The sequence below is a fragment of the 'Nostoc azollae' 0708 genome (genome assembly GCF_000196515.1).
In the GTDB taxonomy this organism is placed as follows: Bacteria; Cyanobacteriota; Cyanobacteriia; order Cyanobacteriales; family Nostocaceae; genus Trichormus_B; species Trichormus_B azollae.
In genome coordinates this window covers 525,475-541,560 of record NC_014248.1, presented here as the reverse complement: position 1 = coordinate 541,560, position 16,086 = coordinate 525,475, and the positions used below count along the sequence as shown (strand labels likewise).

The 16,086-nt window shown below is 36.6% G+C and carries 12 protein-coding genes and 4 pseudogenes; 10 read left to right on the top strand and 6 right to left on the bottom strand.

What is annotated here, in order from left to right:
- Nucleotides 1-201: 201 nt before the first annotated feature.
- Nucleotides 202-1,189 (top strand): annotated as a pseudogene (locus AAZO_RS02535) (hypothetical protein); the annotation flags it as partial.
- A 7-nt stretch (nt 1,190-1,196) separates the two neighbouring features.
- Here the strand turns inward: AAZO_RS02535 and AAZO_RS40830 are convergent.
- The 3 genes and pseudogenes from AAZO_RS40830 to AAZO_RS02525 form a co-directional block, all read right to left on the bottom strand.
- Nucleotides 1,197-1,322, bottom strand: coding sequence for a hypothetical protein (locus AAZO_RS40830; protein ID WP_266887812.1), 126 nt, complete (start codon nt 1,320-1,322; stop codon nt 1,197-1,199).
- 323 nt (nt 1,323-1,645) lie between these two features.
- Nucleotides 1,646-2,032, bottom strand: a pseudogene (locus tag AAZO_RS02530) (IS66 family transposase); the annotation flags it as partial.
- 397 nt (nt 2,033-2,429) lie between these two features.
- The gene (locus AAZO_RS02525; RefSeq protein ID WP_041639337.1) at nt 2,430-2,612 is read right to left on the bottom strand and encodes a hypothetical protein; all 183 of its coding nucleotides are present in this window, start codon (nt 2,610-2,612) and stop codon (nt 2,430-2,432) included.
- A gap of 66 nt (nt 2,613-2,678) precedes the next feature.
- Between AAZO_RS02525 and AAZO_RS36495 the strand changes: the two are divergent.
- The 7 genes and pseudogenes from AAZO_RS36495 to glf form a co-directional block, all read left to right on the top strand.
- Nucleotides 2,679-3,050, top strand: a pseudogene (locus AAZO_RS36495) (hypothetical protein); the annotation flags it as partial.
- A gap of 354 nt (nt 3,051-3,404) precedes the next feature.
- On the top strand, nt 3,405-3,587 hold the full coding sequence (locus AAZO_RS44545) for a hypothetical protein (RefSeq protein WP_041639337.1): 183 nt from the start codon (nt 3,405-3,407) through the stop codon (nt 3,585-3,587).
- Nucleotides 3,588-3,984: 397 nt separating this feature from the next.
- Nucleotides 3,985-4,371, top strand: a pseudogene (locus tag AAZO_RS44540) (IS66 family transposase); the annotation flags it as partial.
- 323 nt (nt 4,372-4,694) lie between these two features.
- Nucleotides 4,695-4,847, top strand: coding sequence for a hypothetical protein (locus AAZO_RS44535; protein WP_187289584.1), 153 nt, complete (start codon nt 4,695-4,697; stop codon nt 4,845-4,847).
- A gap of 68 nt (nt 4,848-4,915) precedes the next feature.
- Nucleotides 4,916-7,180: a glycosyltransferase family 2 protein gene (locus AAZO_RS36490; protein WP_013190053.1), complete on the top strand. Its 2,265-nt coding sequence runs from the start codon at nt 4,916-4,918 to the stop codon at nt 7,178-7,180.
- Between the two features lie 57 nt (nt 7,181-7,237).
- Nucleotides 7,238-9,103 carry a glycosyltransferase gene (locus AAZO_RS02495; RefSeq protein WP_013190052.1) on the top strand — a complete coding sequence of 622 codons (1,866 nt, stop codon included), beginning with the start codon at nt 7,238-7,240 and terminating at the stop codon, nt 9,101-9,103.
- Between the two features lie 126 nt (nt 9,104-9,229).
- Nucleotides 9,230-10,381, top strand: coding sequence for a UDP-galactopyranose mutase (gene glf / locus AAZO_RS02490; protein WP_013190051.1), 1,152 nt, complete (start codon nt 9,230-9,232; stop codon nt 10,379-10,381).
- A 251-nt stretch (nt 10,382-10,632) separates the two neighbouring features.
- Here the strand turns inward: glf and AAZO_RS42080 are convergent, their stop codons facing one another.
- Complete coding sequence (locus tag AAZO_RS42080; protein WP_338027157.1) at nt 10,633-11,052, bottom strand: DsbA family protein; 420 nt, start codon at nt 11,050-11,052, stop codon at nt 10,633-10,635.
- Nucleotides 11,053-11,688: 636 nt separating this feature from the next.
- Nucleotides 11,689-13,026: a Mur ligase family protein gene (locus tag AAZO_RS02480; RefSeq protein WP_013190050.1), complete on the bottom strand. Its 1,338-nt coding sequence runs from the start codon at nt 13,024-13,026 to the stop codon at nt 11,689-11,691.
- 190 nt (nt 13,027-13,216) lie between these two features.
- Here AAZO_RS02480 and AAZO_RS02475 point away from each other — a divergent pair, with 190 nt between their 5' ends.
- A complete protein-coding gene (locus AAZO_RS02475) occupies nt 13,217-13,807 on the top strand; it encodes a thylakoid membrane photosystem I accumulation factor (RefSeq protein WP_013190049.1) in 591 nt (196 codons plus the stop codon).
- Nucleotides 13,808-14,109: 302 nt separating this feature from the next.
- Nucleotides 14,110-14,718, top strand: a complete 609-nt coding sequence (locus tag AAZO_RS02470) for a hypothetical protein (protein ID WP_013190048.1) — start codon at nt 14,110-14,112, stop codon at nt 14,716-14,718.
- A gap of 124 nt (nt 14,719-14,842) precedes the next feature.
- Here the strand turns inward: AAZO_RS02470 and AAZO_RS02465 are convergent, their stop codons facing one another.
- Nucleotides 14,843-16,075: a bifunctional cobalt-precorrin-7 (C(5))-methyltransferase/cobalt-precorrin-6B (C(15))-methyltransferase gene (locus tag AAZO_RS02465; protein ID WP_013190047.1), complete on the bottom strand. Its 1,233-nt coding sequence runs from the start codon at nt 16,073-16,075 to the stop codon at nt 14,843-14,845.
- Between the last annotated feature and the right edge of the window lie 11 nt (nt 16,076-16,086).

Here is a 16,086-nt window from a genome sequence, read left to right as displayed (position 1 = left end):
TGGTTTGCTCCGATTTGTTGATTTGTAGTAACTGGATTTTAGTCATCCGATTATAGATTTGGGACTTTGGATTGATACCACGGATAAATCTAGAGGTTTCTACCATCAAGGAATTATCATTAAATTTAACAATCTATTCCTAGTATTTTTGCAGAAACTTTTGTGAAATTACATCTGTCAAAGTGCTTAAATTTTCTAAAAATTTCCATATCTGTCCAAGGCATTCCCGGATTGCCAGATTTAACACATCTTGAATTACTTTAGTGCAGTTTGGCACTAAAGTAATTCAAGATTCATTGTTATTTGTATTTTTGATTGTAGCTTTAGGAGTTGCGATCGCACTAATAAGTTTTTCCCTCAGACGCAAAACCACCGAACAAGTAGTTTTCTTTGGAGAATGGTCTATTCGTTATTCCCAACTACTAAAATGACTACAATATTTAGCCCTAATATTTAGTTTTATTAATTACCAGATTTTTCCTGACTTCCACTTTCGCTTGTTTCCACCAGTGGAAACAAGCGAAAGTGGCACAAGTAGCTGAAAGTGTCGCAGGAGATACATTAGATAGAACAAAATGCACCCCAAATACGTTACATTACTGAAGAAGCATACACCTATAAAAGGCAAGTTAACGGTAGAATAGTTAAAGTCAATGATAAACAAAAAGTTACCCGCTACCTCAACTTACCCGCCTCACAAATTCAAGTCAAGATTGACCAAAGTGTCAATGTTCAGAATTTCAGTGCTATTTATAGCACAGATTACACTGACGATTACAAAGTTGTAAATCCACTAAGTGATATTAATAGTTTCCTTTTTGAAACAACACCACCTTATGGTTACTCACTACTAGCTAGTTACAAAGTAGTACGAGACGGAAGAAGATTAAAACAAACCAATCCCGGTGATTATGGTTTTCCATTTCACTTAGAACCAGGACAAGAAACAACATTTAGAGTTACCTATCAAGCCCAAGGTAGACCACGTTGGGTTTATAATTCCGCCAATTAACTGCTTTCTCAATTCCGGCTCACAGCAACAGCTAATTTTAAAAATGCCGACTTTACTAGTGGTATTGTTCCTACAGAAAATAAAGGTGATGCAAACAGCACCCAATTTATCTGGATATTTGATGATAATGTTTCTGTCAAAAATCCCTTTGGTGTTTTTACAAGCACTAGTCAAATATAAGGATTCAGTTGTAAGGTAGAGGGATTAAAGAAGGTGTATGGAAAGGAGAGTGAACCATAGCTTTCATAGGTTGGTCAAAAGACTCAATTAGAGAAAGTGCTTGACGACGACAAGTTTGTATAACCATCAATAAATTGGCAGGATGTTGGAATAGCTCCAGAGAAAGAGAACCACCACAGACTTTTCATTGTGTCAGTGCTAAACTTAACCTTGGTTCAGCTAAATTATGATCAAGGTCTATTGCCTAAGGAAGGTAAAAGTTTACCAGGTTCTCCTGGGGCTTGATCAATGAATGAATGAAAGATTCAAATTTTGGTTGAAACTAGGATGGGCAAGTTAAGAACTCATGAAGGTTTTGGGTTTGTTGGAATAAAGGGTAGTTTTTAAAACCTTCATCTATGAGGTCCATGAATTTTGTGCCAATTTCTTGGTGATTGAAGCCAGGAATCTTGATTAGTGTCTTGAAGTGAGGGGGTAGGGTAGATGTGCCTGACATTTCTGTTGAGCTGTGACCGGATAACTGTTATAGGCAGTAAAGTCATCAGGACTGAGTACACCAGAGTAACTTGAAGCCAGAATGGATTCTAATTCGCCAGGACAAGGAGTATCAGACCCATGAAATAAAGGGAAGTCACTATTGGCAAAAATCCATAACCATTGTTTCAGCCCTTTGACTACCCAGGGTGTTTCATCCCCAAGGATATGAGGCTGGGTTTGTTTTATCCACTGTTTGAGGCTATGAATACTTTGAGCCACTGGACCATCTATTCCTTCATTGGTACCTACTAATGTTCCCACTCCAATTTCTATTTGACCCAGTTCCCACAACAACAAGTGTTGTTTTTCATAGGGTCAATGGCCCTAGTTATTGCTCCATCCCAAAAAAGCTTGTCCTGTGATTCCTATATCTTGTCCCGGTAAGATCTCTGGTGACCAGTGTGGCCTTTGTGTTTCCCCACACACACTCCAAATCCACTTCCATTGGCCTATCCACCAAGTCCCCTACTTGTTGTGTTTGGATTTTTATTGGTTCGCCAAACAATTGCCCCTGAGCTCACCATCCACACACTTACCGTCCCACTATCTCAAATCTATCTACTCCACCAAACACCTTTCTCCTTTTTCCTCTATGCCCTGGTTGTCCTCTTGGTTTCCGTTTTGGTCTCTGGTTTTCTTCTGGTTTCTCTTGTTGTTTATTCTCGGTTTTTTTGAGGATGTATCCCGACGGTGGTTTGGATCATGTTATGGTCTCTAAATCTCTACTGACTTTGAGTTTCTCTATTTGTTTTTCCAGTTCTACTACTCTATTTCTTAGGTTCTCTATACTTTTCCCCTGGTCAATAATGATTTCTACCAGTTGCTCTGTTCCCAACTGCTTCAATATCTCTCTATCTGGTTTTGGTGGCAGCTTCTTTTCCATAACTGCTATATTCTGCCTCTCCTATCACACTTGTCAATACCCCACCAGCTGAATCCTTACAGTCAAATTAAAAATAGTGGCATTATACCCCGGTTATTACTGTTAGCACCAGCCATATTACTCTTTGTGATGGATATTACTGCGGTATTTATCTCTACCAATGAGCTTAAAAAATATCACTATAGCCGACGGTATTTTCTTTGCTTGTTTATTAACATTAACTTATATGGCACGGTTAATAAATGCCGAAATAGGTTGGTTGGGTAATGATTTCATTAATCTTACGAGGTTTAACCTATGGGTTAGGATCAAATAATAGTGCTTCTTTAGGAGTAACTAATTTGTACCATTGCGGGAGGGAGCTTACCTATTTTTCGTTTATTAATACCATTGAGTGGTTTAACCCTTAGCTTTGCTGGGTTGCTTTCAGTTCCGTAGTTAGCTGTACATCACTGGAACTCTTAACAGGTGAGAGGAAACATGTAAAACAAGGGAAGACTATCAATTACCCACACTTATTAATACTAATCAATAACTAAATCCTCACCTACAAGTAGATGGGACTTTTTACATGAATAACGTTTTTTGACTACAAACAATTACTCTATAGACAGACGAACTCAACAATATAACCTGGTAAATATTCGAGCATTATTACCTTTTATTAGTCGTAATAAGCTCAGTCTTTAGAAGTAAGATAAATAAAAATACATACTCAAATAAACTTTCCTGGTAAAGATTCAGGTAGTGGGGTATTGACAAGTGTGATAGGAGAGGCAGAATATAGCAGTTATGGAAAAGAAGCTGCCACCAAAACCAGACAGAGAGATATTGAAGCAGTTGGGAACAGAGCAACTGGTAGAAATCATTATTGACCAGGGGAAAAGTATAGAGAACCTAAGAAATAGAGTAGTAGAACTGGAAAAACAAATAGAGAAACTCAAAGTCAGTAGAGATTTAGAGACCATAACATGATCCAAACCACCGTCGGGATACATCCTCAAAAAAACCGAGAATAAACAACAAGAGAAACCAGAAGAAAACCAGAGACCAAAACGGAAACCAAGAGGACAACCAGGGCATAGAGGAAAAAGGAGAAAGGTGTTTGGTGGAGTAGATAGATTTGAGATAGTGGGACGGCAAGTGTGTGGATGGTGAGCTCAGGGGCAATTGTTTGGCGAACCAATAAAAATCCAAACACAACAAGTAGGGGACTTGGTGGATAGGCCAATGGAAGTGGATTTGGAGTGTGTGTGGGGAAACACAAAGGCCACACTGGTCACCAGAGATCTTACCGGGACAAGATATAGGAATCACAGGACAAGCTTTTTTGGGATGGAGCAATAACTAGGGCCATTGACCCTATGAAAAACAACACTTGTTGTTGTGGGAACTGGGTCAAATAGAAATTGGAGTGGGAACATTAGTAGGTACCAATGAAGGAATAGATGGTCCAGTGGCTCAAAGTATTCATAGCCTCAAACAGTGGATAAAACAAACCCAGCCTCATATCCTTGGGGATGAAACACCCTGGGTAGTCAAAGGGCTGAAACAATGGTTATGGATTTTTGCCAATAGTGACTTCCCTTTATTTCATGGGTCTGATACTCCTTGTCCTGGCGAATTAGAATCCATTGTGGGTTCAAGTTACTCTGGTGTACTCAGTTCTGATGACCTTACTGCCTATAACGGTTATCCGGTCACAGCTCAACAGAAATGTCAGGCACATCTACCCTACCCCCTCACTTCAAGACACTAATCAAGATTCCTGGCTCAAATCACCAAGAAATTGGCACAAAATTCATGGACCTCATAGATGAAGGTTTTAAAAACTACCCTTTATTCCAACAAACCCAAAACCTTCATGAATTCTTAACTTGCCCATCCTAGTTTCAACCAAAATTTGAATCTTTCATTCATTCATTGATCAAGCCCCAGGAGAACCTGGTAAACTCTTACCTTCCTTAGGCAATAGACCTTGATCATAATTTAGCTGAACCAAGGTTAGGTTTAGCAATGATACAACGAAAAGTTTGTGGTGGTTCTCTTTCTCTGGAGCTATTCCAACATCGTGCCAATTTATTGACGGTTATACAAACTTGTCGCCATCAAGCACTTTCTCTAATTGAGTTTTTTGACAAACCTATGAAAGCCATGGTTCACTCTGCTTTCCATACACCTTCTTTAAATCCCTCTACCTTAGACCTGAATCCTTACGTGGCAAATTGGTATTGACGAAATAAAAATATTTAGTTATAAACTGTTAATACAAACTAAATATAATAAGCAAATTCAGGAACTAAATGAAGATTACCAAACTTGCTATCATTATTGTTACATGGAATAAAATGAACCAGGTTTGTCTACTTCTAAAAGACCTTAATAAACTAGAACTACCAGATATTAATATTGATATCTATGTTGTAGATAATGCATCAACAGATGGTACTCAATCTTACATAGAAAAATATTATTCTGATCAAGTTAAGGTTTTACAAACTGGTAGTAATTTAGGTGGTTCTGGAGGATTTTCCTGCGGACTACAGTTTGTTAGTAAACTTGATTACAATTATATTTGGCTACTTGATGATGATATTCGTCTAGATTCTCTAGCACTAATACCATTAATTAATACATTACAGAATTATGAAGAAGTTGGCGTAGTAGGTTCACAAATTCGGAAGCTACAGAAACCCAATGCTATTCAGGAAATTGGTAGCTTTATTAACAATAAAAAAGCCCACTTAAAAGTCAACTTTGGCAATCAAGTAAATATATCCACAGAAGATATTCTTCAAGGTAAACCCTACGTTAATGTAGATATCTGTGCAGCAGCCTCACTATTAGTGCGGTGTAAAATTGTACAAAATATGGGAGTATTTGAAGATTACTTTTTACACTTTGATGATGTGGAATGGTGTTTACGAGTCAAACAAGCTGGATGGGTTATTGCGGTAAATCCACATTCAATAGTTTGGCACGATTCTCCTGATTTCAAATCTAGACCTTGGATGAATTATTATGATGAGCGTAATCTTTGTTACTGTTGGCAAAAACATCGACCAGAACTTTTATTAAAAAGAGTGGTTGTGAGTTTTCCCCGACTAGTTTATTACGCTGCTACAGGAAGATACTTTCTAGCTGAAATTTCTATTGCAGGTTTTCAAGACTTTATCAATGGTGTTCAGGGAAAGATGCTCAGAAAAATTAATTATACTGAGTATCCTTTAGGAGAGATTATTCATGAGCCAGCTAAAGTTTTTGTGCAATCTAGTATCTATCAAGACGAGTTTCAAAGTCAGAACCTCAAAAAGATAGAAGTTGATGAAAAAGTTACTTTTTGGCCTTTACCTAATAAATTCAGTCGCATTTGGTTATGGATAATTGCTTGGTTTTGGAAACCAATTGATATTGCCATTGTTACTTATCAACATCCGACTCTTGACGTTCTCAATCTCGCAAAATGGGTTTACTACTTTACAGGTAATGGTTATGTGCCTGTTGTCATTAATCCGTTAGTTTTGACAAAGGCAGTTATGAAGACTAGTAACGAAATGTGGCAGATATACTGGCAAATTCGCAAGCTGAAGTTATCGTCAATACCAGAAATCATGCCTACTCCCTTATCTCCTCTAGTTTCAATCATACTTTGTACAAGTAATCGCCCCAATTGTTTAGAAAAGGCTTTGCAATCACTAGAACTAATTCACTATCAAAACTTTGAAGTTATTGTGATTGATGCTTCATCAACAAATCAAACAATTGAAATGGTCAATCAAGTGTCTAGCAAAAATAATTTGAAGATAAATTTTCTACAAGTTGAACCAAAAAACATCAGTTATTCCCGAAATATGGGCATCAAATTAGCAACAGGTTCAATTGTGGCATTTTTCGATGATGATGCCATTCCACCGTCTGAATGGATTGAGAAGTTACTAGATATTTACGCCATACATGATGAAAAATGTGCAGCAGTTGGAGGTACAGTGCGTGATTTAACTCGTCCTGGTTATCCCCTACAATTCCACCGGGGAATCACCAATCTTTTCAGCGAAACTATTGCTATTCGTTCTGCTGATGCTACAAACTATAACCAAGCAAATGGCTTATGGTTTAACGGGTTAATGGGAACTAATTGTTCTTTTCGCAAAGACATTTTGGAAAAGATTAATGGCTATGATGAATTTTTTGACTACTTTCTCGATGAAACAGATGTTTGTTTACGTTTAATTCAAGCAGGATATGAAGTTCACTATGCTGATGTAGTAATAGATCATTATCCCCAACCTAGCCACAATCGGATTGATCAAAAACATCTCACCTGTTGGTATTCCTTAGCAAAAAATACAACTTACTTTGCTATCAAGCATGGATTAACAAGAGGTTTATTTCCTATATTCGTTACCCGTTTGCTTTTACTCATTACCTATCGTTGTTGGTTGAGAATTATCCGTCTGAAATTCACCCATCATATTCCTAACTCAGTTTTAATAAAGTATATTCAACAAACCATTGAAGGAATTCGGGTTGGTTGGAAAAGCGGTATGAACCTGCATCAAGTTAATTAATACCATCCTCTCTCTCTAATTGCAATTTCAACTTATTATTACAAGGAAGGATTTTAAATGTCACAAGCTTTGCTAAATTCACGACCCACCCATCAGAATGTACAAACGACTGTTAAATTGCAGAATATTATTTTGCCGAATTTAGATATATGCACTGTCGAAGAACTGTATTTTCGATTAAACTCTGAATTTTCCATGAATTATGAACAAAATATCATTGAGATTAATAAATCTGAAATTATCAGTTTTGACACTTATTTCAATTCTTTCTCAATTCAAAAATGGCAAGAACATACAAATATAAACTCTATCAATATTAACCTGAATGTAAAAGGTAAATTTAAGATTAATCTCCTTAATATCAATTATTCTTCACAGATCAAGGGATTAGTACATCAAAAAATAATAACTAACACCGAACTTAGAGAAGTATGTGTATTTAATGATATAGACACACAACCATATAAAGGATTATTGTATTTAGAACTTGAACCCTTGGAAGATAATTGTATTTTCGCTGGTGGATATTTTTATGCAAACGCGAACATTAATAACTTTTGTAAATCAAATCAGAAAATAGCTATTGTCATCTGTACATACAAGAGAGAAGCTTATGTAAATAGAAATGTGTCTTTGTTAGAAACACATTTATTCTCTCAACCAGACATAGGAAATAAATTTGAAGTATTTATTATTGATAATGGTAGAACAATCAAAGATTTTTATAATAGTAAAATCCACGTCATACCTAATAAAAATGCAGGTGGTACTGGTGGATATTGCAGAGGCATTATAGAAGTTATGAAGCGGAAGTCTGATTTTTCGCATATTGTCTTTATGGATGATGATGTAGTTATTAATCCTGAAGTATTCGAGCGTATTTATAATTTTCAAACTGTCGCTCATAATCAGAATTTATGTCTTGGTGGTAGTATGTTACGGTTAGATACAAAATATATTCAATATGAAAATGGAGCAGTTTGGAATAAAGAAGTAATTAGATTAAAACCAGATTTAGACTTGAGAACTGTAAGAAATATTTTATTAAATGAAATAGAAGAACACCTTAGTTACAATGGTTGGTGGTTATTTTGTTTTCCCATAAAAAGTATAGATGATTCCAAATTACCTTATCCATTTTTTATCAAAATGGATGATATGGAGTTTCCGATTAGGTTAAATCATAAAATTATTACCTTGAATGGTGTGTGTGTTTGGCACGAAGCATTAGAAAATAAATACTCACCCATGATGAACTATTACTTAAAAAAGAACGAGTTAATTTTAAATGTCATTGTATCTGATGACTTTAGTAAACTAGATGCAATCAAACGAATTATTAAATTTACCCTTAGAGAAGCATTTTGCTATAAATACCAAAGTGCAAATGTTATTCTTAAAGCTGCTGCTGATTTCTTGAAGGGTCCCAGACATTTAACAGAAATTGACCCAGAAGAGAAAAACATAGAAATTAGAAGCATGGGAGAAAAATGTGTTAAAGATACTGAATTACCTTTTATGTATATCAAGTATGAAGAAAGCGTAAATAAAATAGAAAGTACAATGCATCGCTGGCTGAGATTTATTACTCTAAATGGACATTTGTTACCTTCTCCATTTTTCTATCAAGATATTAAGTTAACTGGACAGGGATACAAAGTAATTCCTATGCAGGAATATAGACCTACAAATGTATTTAGAGCCAGAAAAGCTTTGTATTATAACTTAATCGATCAAGAAGGATTTGTCGTTAGCTTTTCTAGAGAAGAATTCTTTAAAGTTTTGATGAAAACATTAGCTTTATCGGTAGAAATATACTTTAAGTTCTCTAAATTGAAACAAGACTATAGAGAAACATTACCTGAACTGACTAATAGAGAGTTTTGGGAAACCTATTTAGAAACTAATAAATACTCTAAATAGATTTAAAGATAAACTCTTAGGAATTGAGAACTTACGGAAGAAGTATTTAAAAATCTCTTTTCTTCGTGGCTCGTTTTGCTATTACCTAAAATTCAGAAACTTAAAAATAAGTACTGAGAATAAAAAATGGAACCTAATTACAGTTCTACTACCGTTACTCCAGACACCTTTGAGAGAGATTTTGTATTTGATTATTTAATAGTTGGTGCCGGATTTTCTGGCAGCGTTATTGCCGAACGTTTAGCTAGTCATTCTGGAAAAAAAGTGTTGATAGTAGACAAGCGTAATCATATTGGTGGTAATACCTACGATCATTACAATGAACATGGCATACTTATTCACAAATATGGTCCTCATATCTTTCACACCAACTCCCGCGAAGTTTTTGAATACCTTTCATGCTTTACTCAATGGCGGACTTATGAACATCGTGTGTTAACCAGTGTAGACGGTCAATTAGTTCCCATACCCATCAACCTGGACACAATTAACAAACTCTATGGAATGAATCTCAATTCATTTGAGGTAGAGGAGTTTTTCAAGTCCCTTGCAGAACCAAAAGAATATATCCGCACTTCTGAAGATGTGGTAGTTAGTAAAGTTGGTCGAGATTTGTATGAAAAATTTTTCCGGGGGTACACTCGCAAACAATGGGGACTCGACCCGTCCGAGTTGGATAAATCAGTAATTGCCCGTGTTCCTACTCGTACCAACCGCGACAATAGGTATTTTACGGATACTTATCAGGCTATGCCACTCCATGGTTTTACACGGATGTTCGAGAAGATGTTAGCGCACCCTTATATTAAGGTGATGCTGAATACAGATTACCGGGAAATCCTGCGGGCTATACCTTATCGAGAGATTGTTTATACAGGTCCAATTGATGAGTTTTTTAATTATCGTCATGGCATTTTACCCTATCGCTCCCTTGATTTCCAGCACGAGACTCATGATACTCCCGTATTTCAATCAGCACCTGTTATCAATTATCCTAACGAACATTTATATACCCGTGTGACAGAGTTTAAATACTTGACTGGACAGGAACATACTAAAACTAGCATTGTTTACGAGTTTCCTAAAGCTGAGGGAGATCCTTACTACCCAGTACCACGTTCTGATAATAATGAAATTTACAAGCAATATAAAGCGCTGGCAGATGCAATGCTAGGAGTATATTTTGTTGGCAGACTGGCAACCTATAAATATTACAATATGGATCAATGTATTGCTCAGGCGCTTTCTGTGTATGGAAAAATTGCACTTAAAGTTTAAATATTATGGTAAAAACTCAATATTCAGAATTTGATTTATAGTGTAATGTAAAGAATTTTGAAGTTTATGTGACCACTTCAAGAATCTCGCACAAAAAGCCCGACAAAAAGATAAAAAATAATTAAATTCAGTTATCAATTAACTGACAAATAAGAACTGGTAACTGATCAGGACTGACGCACCCTACAAGAGGCTTGATTGTGACACTTGCCTAAGTCCTACTGATAATTGATAACTGATTTAGGAGGGTTTCAATTTCTGAAAGCTGAACTGGAGTGGAGAAATATCTTGCTATTAATGATAAAATAATGTGTGTTAGAAAGACCCAATTTATATACGAGTTGCAAGTGTTTCTGAATTGCTTTATTAGCTAAGTCCACATCAAGTTTAAACTTTGCTAAATCCAAATTCAAGTTTTTAGCAATATCTAAATAGAAGGTTTCTCCCAATTGTTGTTGATTGGTAAAGAAAGCATCATGATATGGCCAAAATTTACCTTGTTGATATGCTGCCCAAGAGGCTTTTGCTGCTGGTAATGCTTGGTCATGAATTTGAATTAGTAGAAAATTTTGGTACACTAAGGTAAATTGATTGGGATATTTTGCTAATAAGTTTTTGAGAGTTGTATGTGCTTCGGTACAATATGGATATTCAAAACCAGATAATTCGATTAATACTGTTTGTAATTGATTTGAAGCAATGGTGGTAGAATCATAAATTACAGCTTTGGGATTAGTTTTTAAATCCTGTAAAAATTTCTGTCTTAGTTGCTGTAATTTCTGTTGTTGTTCTTCTTCATAAGCTTGAATGGTTTCGATAATTACTTATGGATTTTTGCGAATAATTTGTAACACTCGCTGTTCTAGTTTTGGGTGAATTTTTTGAGCAGCCTGTGCTGGCAGTGACCAGCTAAGACTTAAACACAGTAAAGTGACGAGCGCCCAAATACGTAAAAGTGACGAGCGCCCAAATACGTCAGTTTTTAAAAATTCTGAACATGAGAAAATAATTAATTTAAGTTGCTATAGCAATTCTAAATCATATTGAGTCCGGTTGATATTGTGTTCGGTTCAAGGGGAAAGGGAAAGAAAAACCTTGCACCCTTCACCACGCTAAACTTCAAGTTCAAGATGCTGAAGCTACAGAGGTAAAGCTGTATTCCGGTCGTCTTCTGGATTTCCTTGGGTATCATGTCTAGCTTGGGTATTACCAGGTTGGGGGTCACGGGGTGGTCGGCTTTGGTCTTACCATTCGGGATTACTGGGGTAGTCTTTACTTACCCCAGAATCGCAAAATATAACTAATAGTTAACGAATTTTTCTCCCTGTTAACACTTCCCTTACTTCCAACATGGCAGAGTAAGTAGGAAGAATGTGCAGAGTTTCATTTGCTGGTGTATGTTCTAAAGCTGTGCCGATCGCACGTCGCAAATCTTCATCTACAATCAAGTTAATCTTACTCTCAACAGACTTCTCGCTATAACGCAACCTTAAAGCCATATCATATACGCGATCGCCACTTACAACCAACGTCCCACCACGTTCAACCAACTTCTCAGTATCTACATCCCAAATCCAAGATATATCAGTACCATCAGGAGTGCGATCGTTCAACACCACCAAAGTAGTTGTATCATTACTTTGAGTAACTACGCGAATAGTTTCATTTGTTCCCACAGGATTTTTAGATAACAAAATCCTCACCCGTTTACCATCAATCACCAAATCTTCTGCACGACCAAAAGCAGCTTGGAAATTATTAATGGTTTCTCTAATAGTCCCTTCATCAACTCCCAACTCTTTTGCTGCGGTGGCTGCGGCTAAGGTATTATATTTATTGTACAAACCCACCAGGATTTGTGACCATTTGCCACTTTCTAAACTTGGTCTACTCTTACTAAAACCGCAACTAGGACAAGTGAAATCTCCTAAATGGGAAAGATAAATACCTTGATAATCTAGAGAATGTCCACATCTCGGACAATATATAGAGTCAACAGCATGAGGAATCGCTTCTAAATAATGTTCTGGTTCATTTAAACCAAAAAACAACACCTTTTGATTTAACTGTTGACCCAAATATGATAAAGTCGGATCATCAGCATTGGAAATAACTACCGTATCTGCTGGTAAAGTAGAAATAACCTTTGTCCATCGTTTGCTAATAGTGTCAACTTCCCCGTATCTATCGAGTTGGTCACGGAACAAATTTAAACAAAGAATAATCCTTGGTTCCAGAGGTTTTAAAACCTTGGGAAAAATATTTTCATCAACTTCCAAAATTGCGTAATCTACATCTAAAGAACCTAATAAACCAGTATTCTCTATCAAAGCCGTTGCTAAACCATTTTCCAGATTTGCACCAGTAGAATTATGGGCAATTCTATAACCTTTGTGTTTTAAAATAGTGCATAATAACAGGGATGTGGTGGTTTTCCCATTCGTTCCCGCAATCAAAATTACCCCTTTTTTAACCTGCTGACTCAATAAGTGCAAAAGCCTGGGTTCAATGCGTCGTGCAATAGAACCTGGTAATACACTAGCAGCACCAAGACGCAGAGAACGCACCAAAAATGTGACGCTTTTAGCAATGGATACAGCTAAACCCAGTCGGACTCTATCTATAAGTTGTATTTTCTTTCCCACAGCAGTTGTTAAGTAATAGTCTTTAATTACAAAATTAATCTTGCCAGTGTAGCTAATCTTGGTAAAAAATACCAGCCATCAAGAATTTAAAATTGATGCTAGAGAGAAGACCACTACAAGTTATGGTAAAAAAATAGTGCCCAGATGTAATTATATATCTAGGCAAAAGAGTTGAATAAGGTTCCTGTTGATGAATAGCATAAAGTGGCTTTTTTTACAAACTAAAATAATTACTAACTGGCGACGGTTGGTGTCAAAATCCCTCTTATTGCTGTTTTGCATATTCATAATAAGTATGCAGCCAGCTTTCGCCGGTATGAAAGATGATAGGTATGAAGGTAATATCTTCGTGGTTTTTGCAGGTAATGGTTCCCTAGTACCTTCCAAACTAACTCTAGCTCAAACTTTAGCAGAACATAAACCCGCAATGCTAGCATTTTATGTGGATGATAGCAGAGATTGTAAACAGTATGCGGTCTTTATTTCTCAAACACAAGCATTCTATGGACGGGCTGCGGAGATTATTCCTATCGGTGTTGATACCATCCCCATGAAGGAAACCTACGACCCCACAGAACCAGGATATTACTATTCAGGAGCAGTACCACAAGTTGTCCTCTTTGACCAGTCGGGAAAAGTCATCTTGAATAAAACAGGTCAAGTACCTTTTGACGAGATAGACGATAAATTTAGAGAAGTATTTAATTTGTTACCCCGTGATCAGTCAATTGAGTTCAAGCAGCGTTCATTTAATGAATATAGCAGTGAGTTTAGTCAGTAGATACAGCAGGAGTCAGGAGTCAGGAGTCAGGAGTAAAACTCTCTTGCTGTCTAGCTTTTAATTTAGATTCTGTAGGTCATTGACCTGCAATCTGCTGTATATTTACAAATAATACACAAAGGAGTTAATTTTTGTAAAAGTCCGCCGTTGCGGACTTATTTTCTATCTTCATCATTTCTCATATCCAGGTTGAAAATTTTCGTTTGTTCTGATACTGCATTTCCATTGCTGTCAAGAGATAATAATATTTAAATTACAGCTGACCAATGACCAATAACTAATAACTAATTAGGTTTGTTCCGATGTCCAAAGTTTATACTACCCAGGAACTCATCCAAATTTTAGCAGCAGAACGCCAGGCTTGCTTGAAAGGAGAACGCCTAAAGTTAGAGCTGAAAGTTTCAGGCAATCCTATTATAGACCAGTTTATCACAACCGAAGGGCTACAGAAGTTTACAGCCTATCAAGATTTTAAAGCCTCTATTCATGAATATCAAAGAGACAATGTAGTTTCTGGAATTGTCTGGAAAAATTTGACTATTAAAACTAAAACGTTGGATTATCCAGAAGTTGACGCACAGTTAATTGCATTAAACTCCGATTTAGAAATATTGAAAACAGCGAAAGATTCCATGCTCGAATTTTGGCAGGAAATTACATCTGAAATGGAATTATATTTAAGTGTTAGTAATGGGAAACAACACGCAAAAATCAACAAATTAGATGTAGAAAGAATTGCCCAAAGAACAGAATGGGTAAGTTTGATAAAATGGGAAAATACGAACTTTCTAGAAGTGATTTTACAAATGGGTTGGGGAAAACCAGAAGAAGCTACTTATAAAAGAGGAAGACCACATTCCGGTAGTGAATTTATTCATGCGGTCAACCCTGGTAATTATCCCATTGGTTGATTTCATCCGCGTTTATCTGCTTTTAATTAATCATTATTCTCATCCGGAAAGAAAATATATCATTCCTTTGTATATAGGTATTTTGTGTTCCATTCGGTGTTTTAACTCCCATCATCAATAGGATTTAATCTTGAATTTTGAATTTTGAATTCTTATATCCTACCCATTGGGTGACTTGAGACATTCCCTTCCAACCTAAAAACTTACCAATAGGTTCTGCACGTTGAATAGAAATGCGCGTGAAATTTCCTCCAACTTTTTCATACCACTGAAATAAAGTTTGTTCTCCTTCCAAAGTGACAACATTAGCAACCATCCTCCCTCCAGGACGCAACGCATTCCAACAAACATCAAAAAGTCCAGATGCTGTCACACCACCACCGATAAAAATAGCGTCAGGAGTGGGTAAATCTGGGATAACTTCTCGTGCTTTCCCGGCAATGATTTGTAAATTGGGAGTACCCAAAGCAGCAGCATTATCGGCAATATAATTGAGTCTAGTGGAATTTTGTTCAACTGCGATCGCACGACATTTAAAATTACTCCGCATCCATTCTATAGAAATAGAACCACAACCCGCCCCAATATCCCAGAGTAACTCCCCCGGTAAAGGTGCTAAACTTGATAAAGTCACCGCCCTTACTTCCCGCTTCGTCAACTGTCCATCATGGTGAAAAGCATCATCTGGTAAACCGGGAAAAATCGATAAAGTAACTGTTTCCCCATCAGCAATACATTCCACCGCAATAGTATTTAAAGCTGCGATATCTGTTTCATTCCAACTAGCCGCAGTACCTGTTAAAATCCTCTCATGAATACCACCCATTCTTTCTAAAACAGTAAATTTACTATCACCATAACCCCGCTTCCTTAAAATTTCTGCCACAATTCTAGGTGTATTTTTCCCCTCACTCAAAATCAATAACTTCGCACCAGGATAAATATAAGATTGTAGTAAATAGGCAGGACGACCGCATAAACTTAAACATTCCACTTCCGTGAAACTCCATCCCAACCTAGAACAAGCCAAACTAAAAGCTGAAAGAGAGGGAAGAATAGAAACTTCTGCAATAGTAATATGCTTGAGAATAGTTGCACCCACTCCATAACACATAGGATCACCACTAGCTAAAATGCAAATTGATTCACCCCGACGTTGAACAATTTCTGCTATGGAATCCTGAAAAGAAGACTTCCAAATAATCTTTTCTCTAGTATCATTTGGAGACAAGATTGATAAATGACGTTCACCACCTATGATAATATGAGCTTGGTCAAGGAGAGAACGAGCCATGAGACTTAATCCCTCAATTCCGTCCTCACCTATGCCAATTATCGACAACCATTTTTTACTCAAAAAACCCTCTC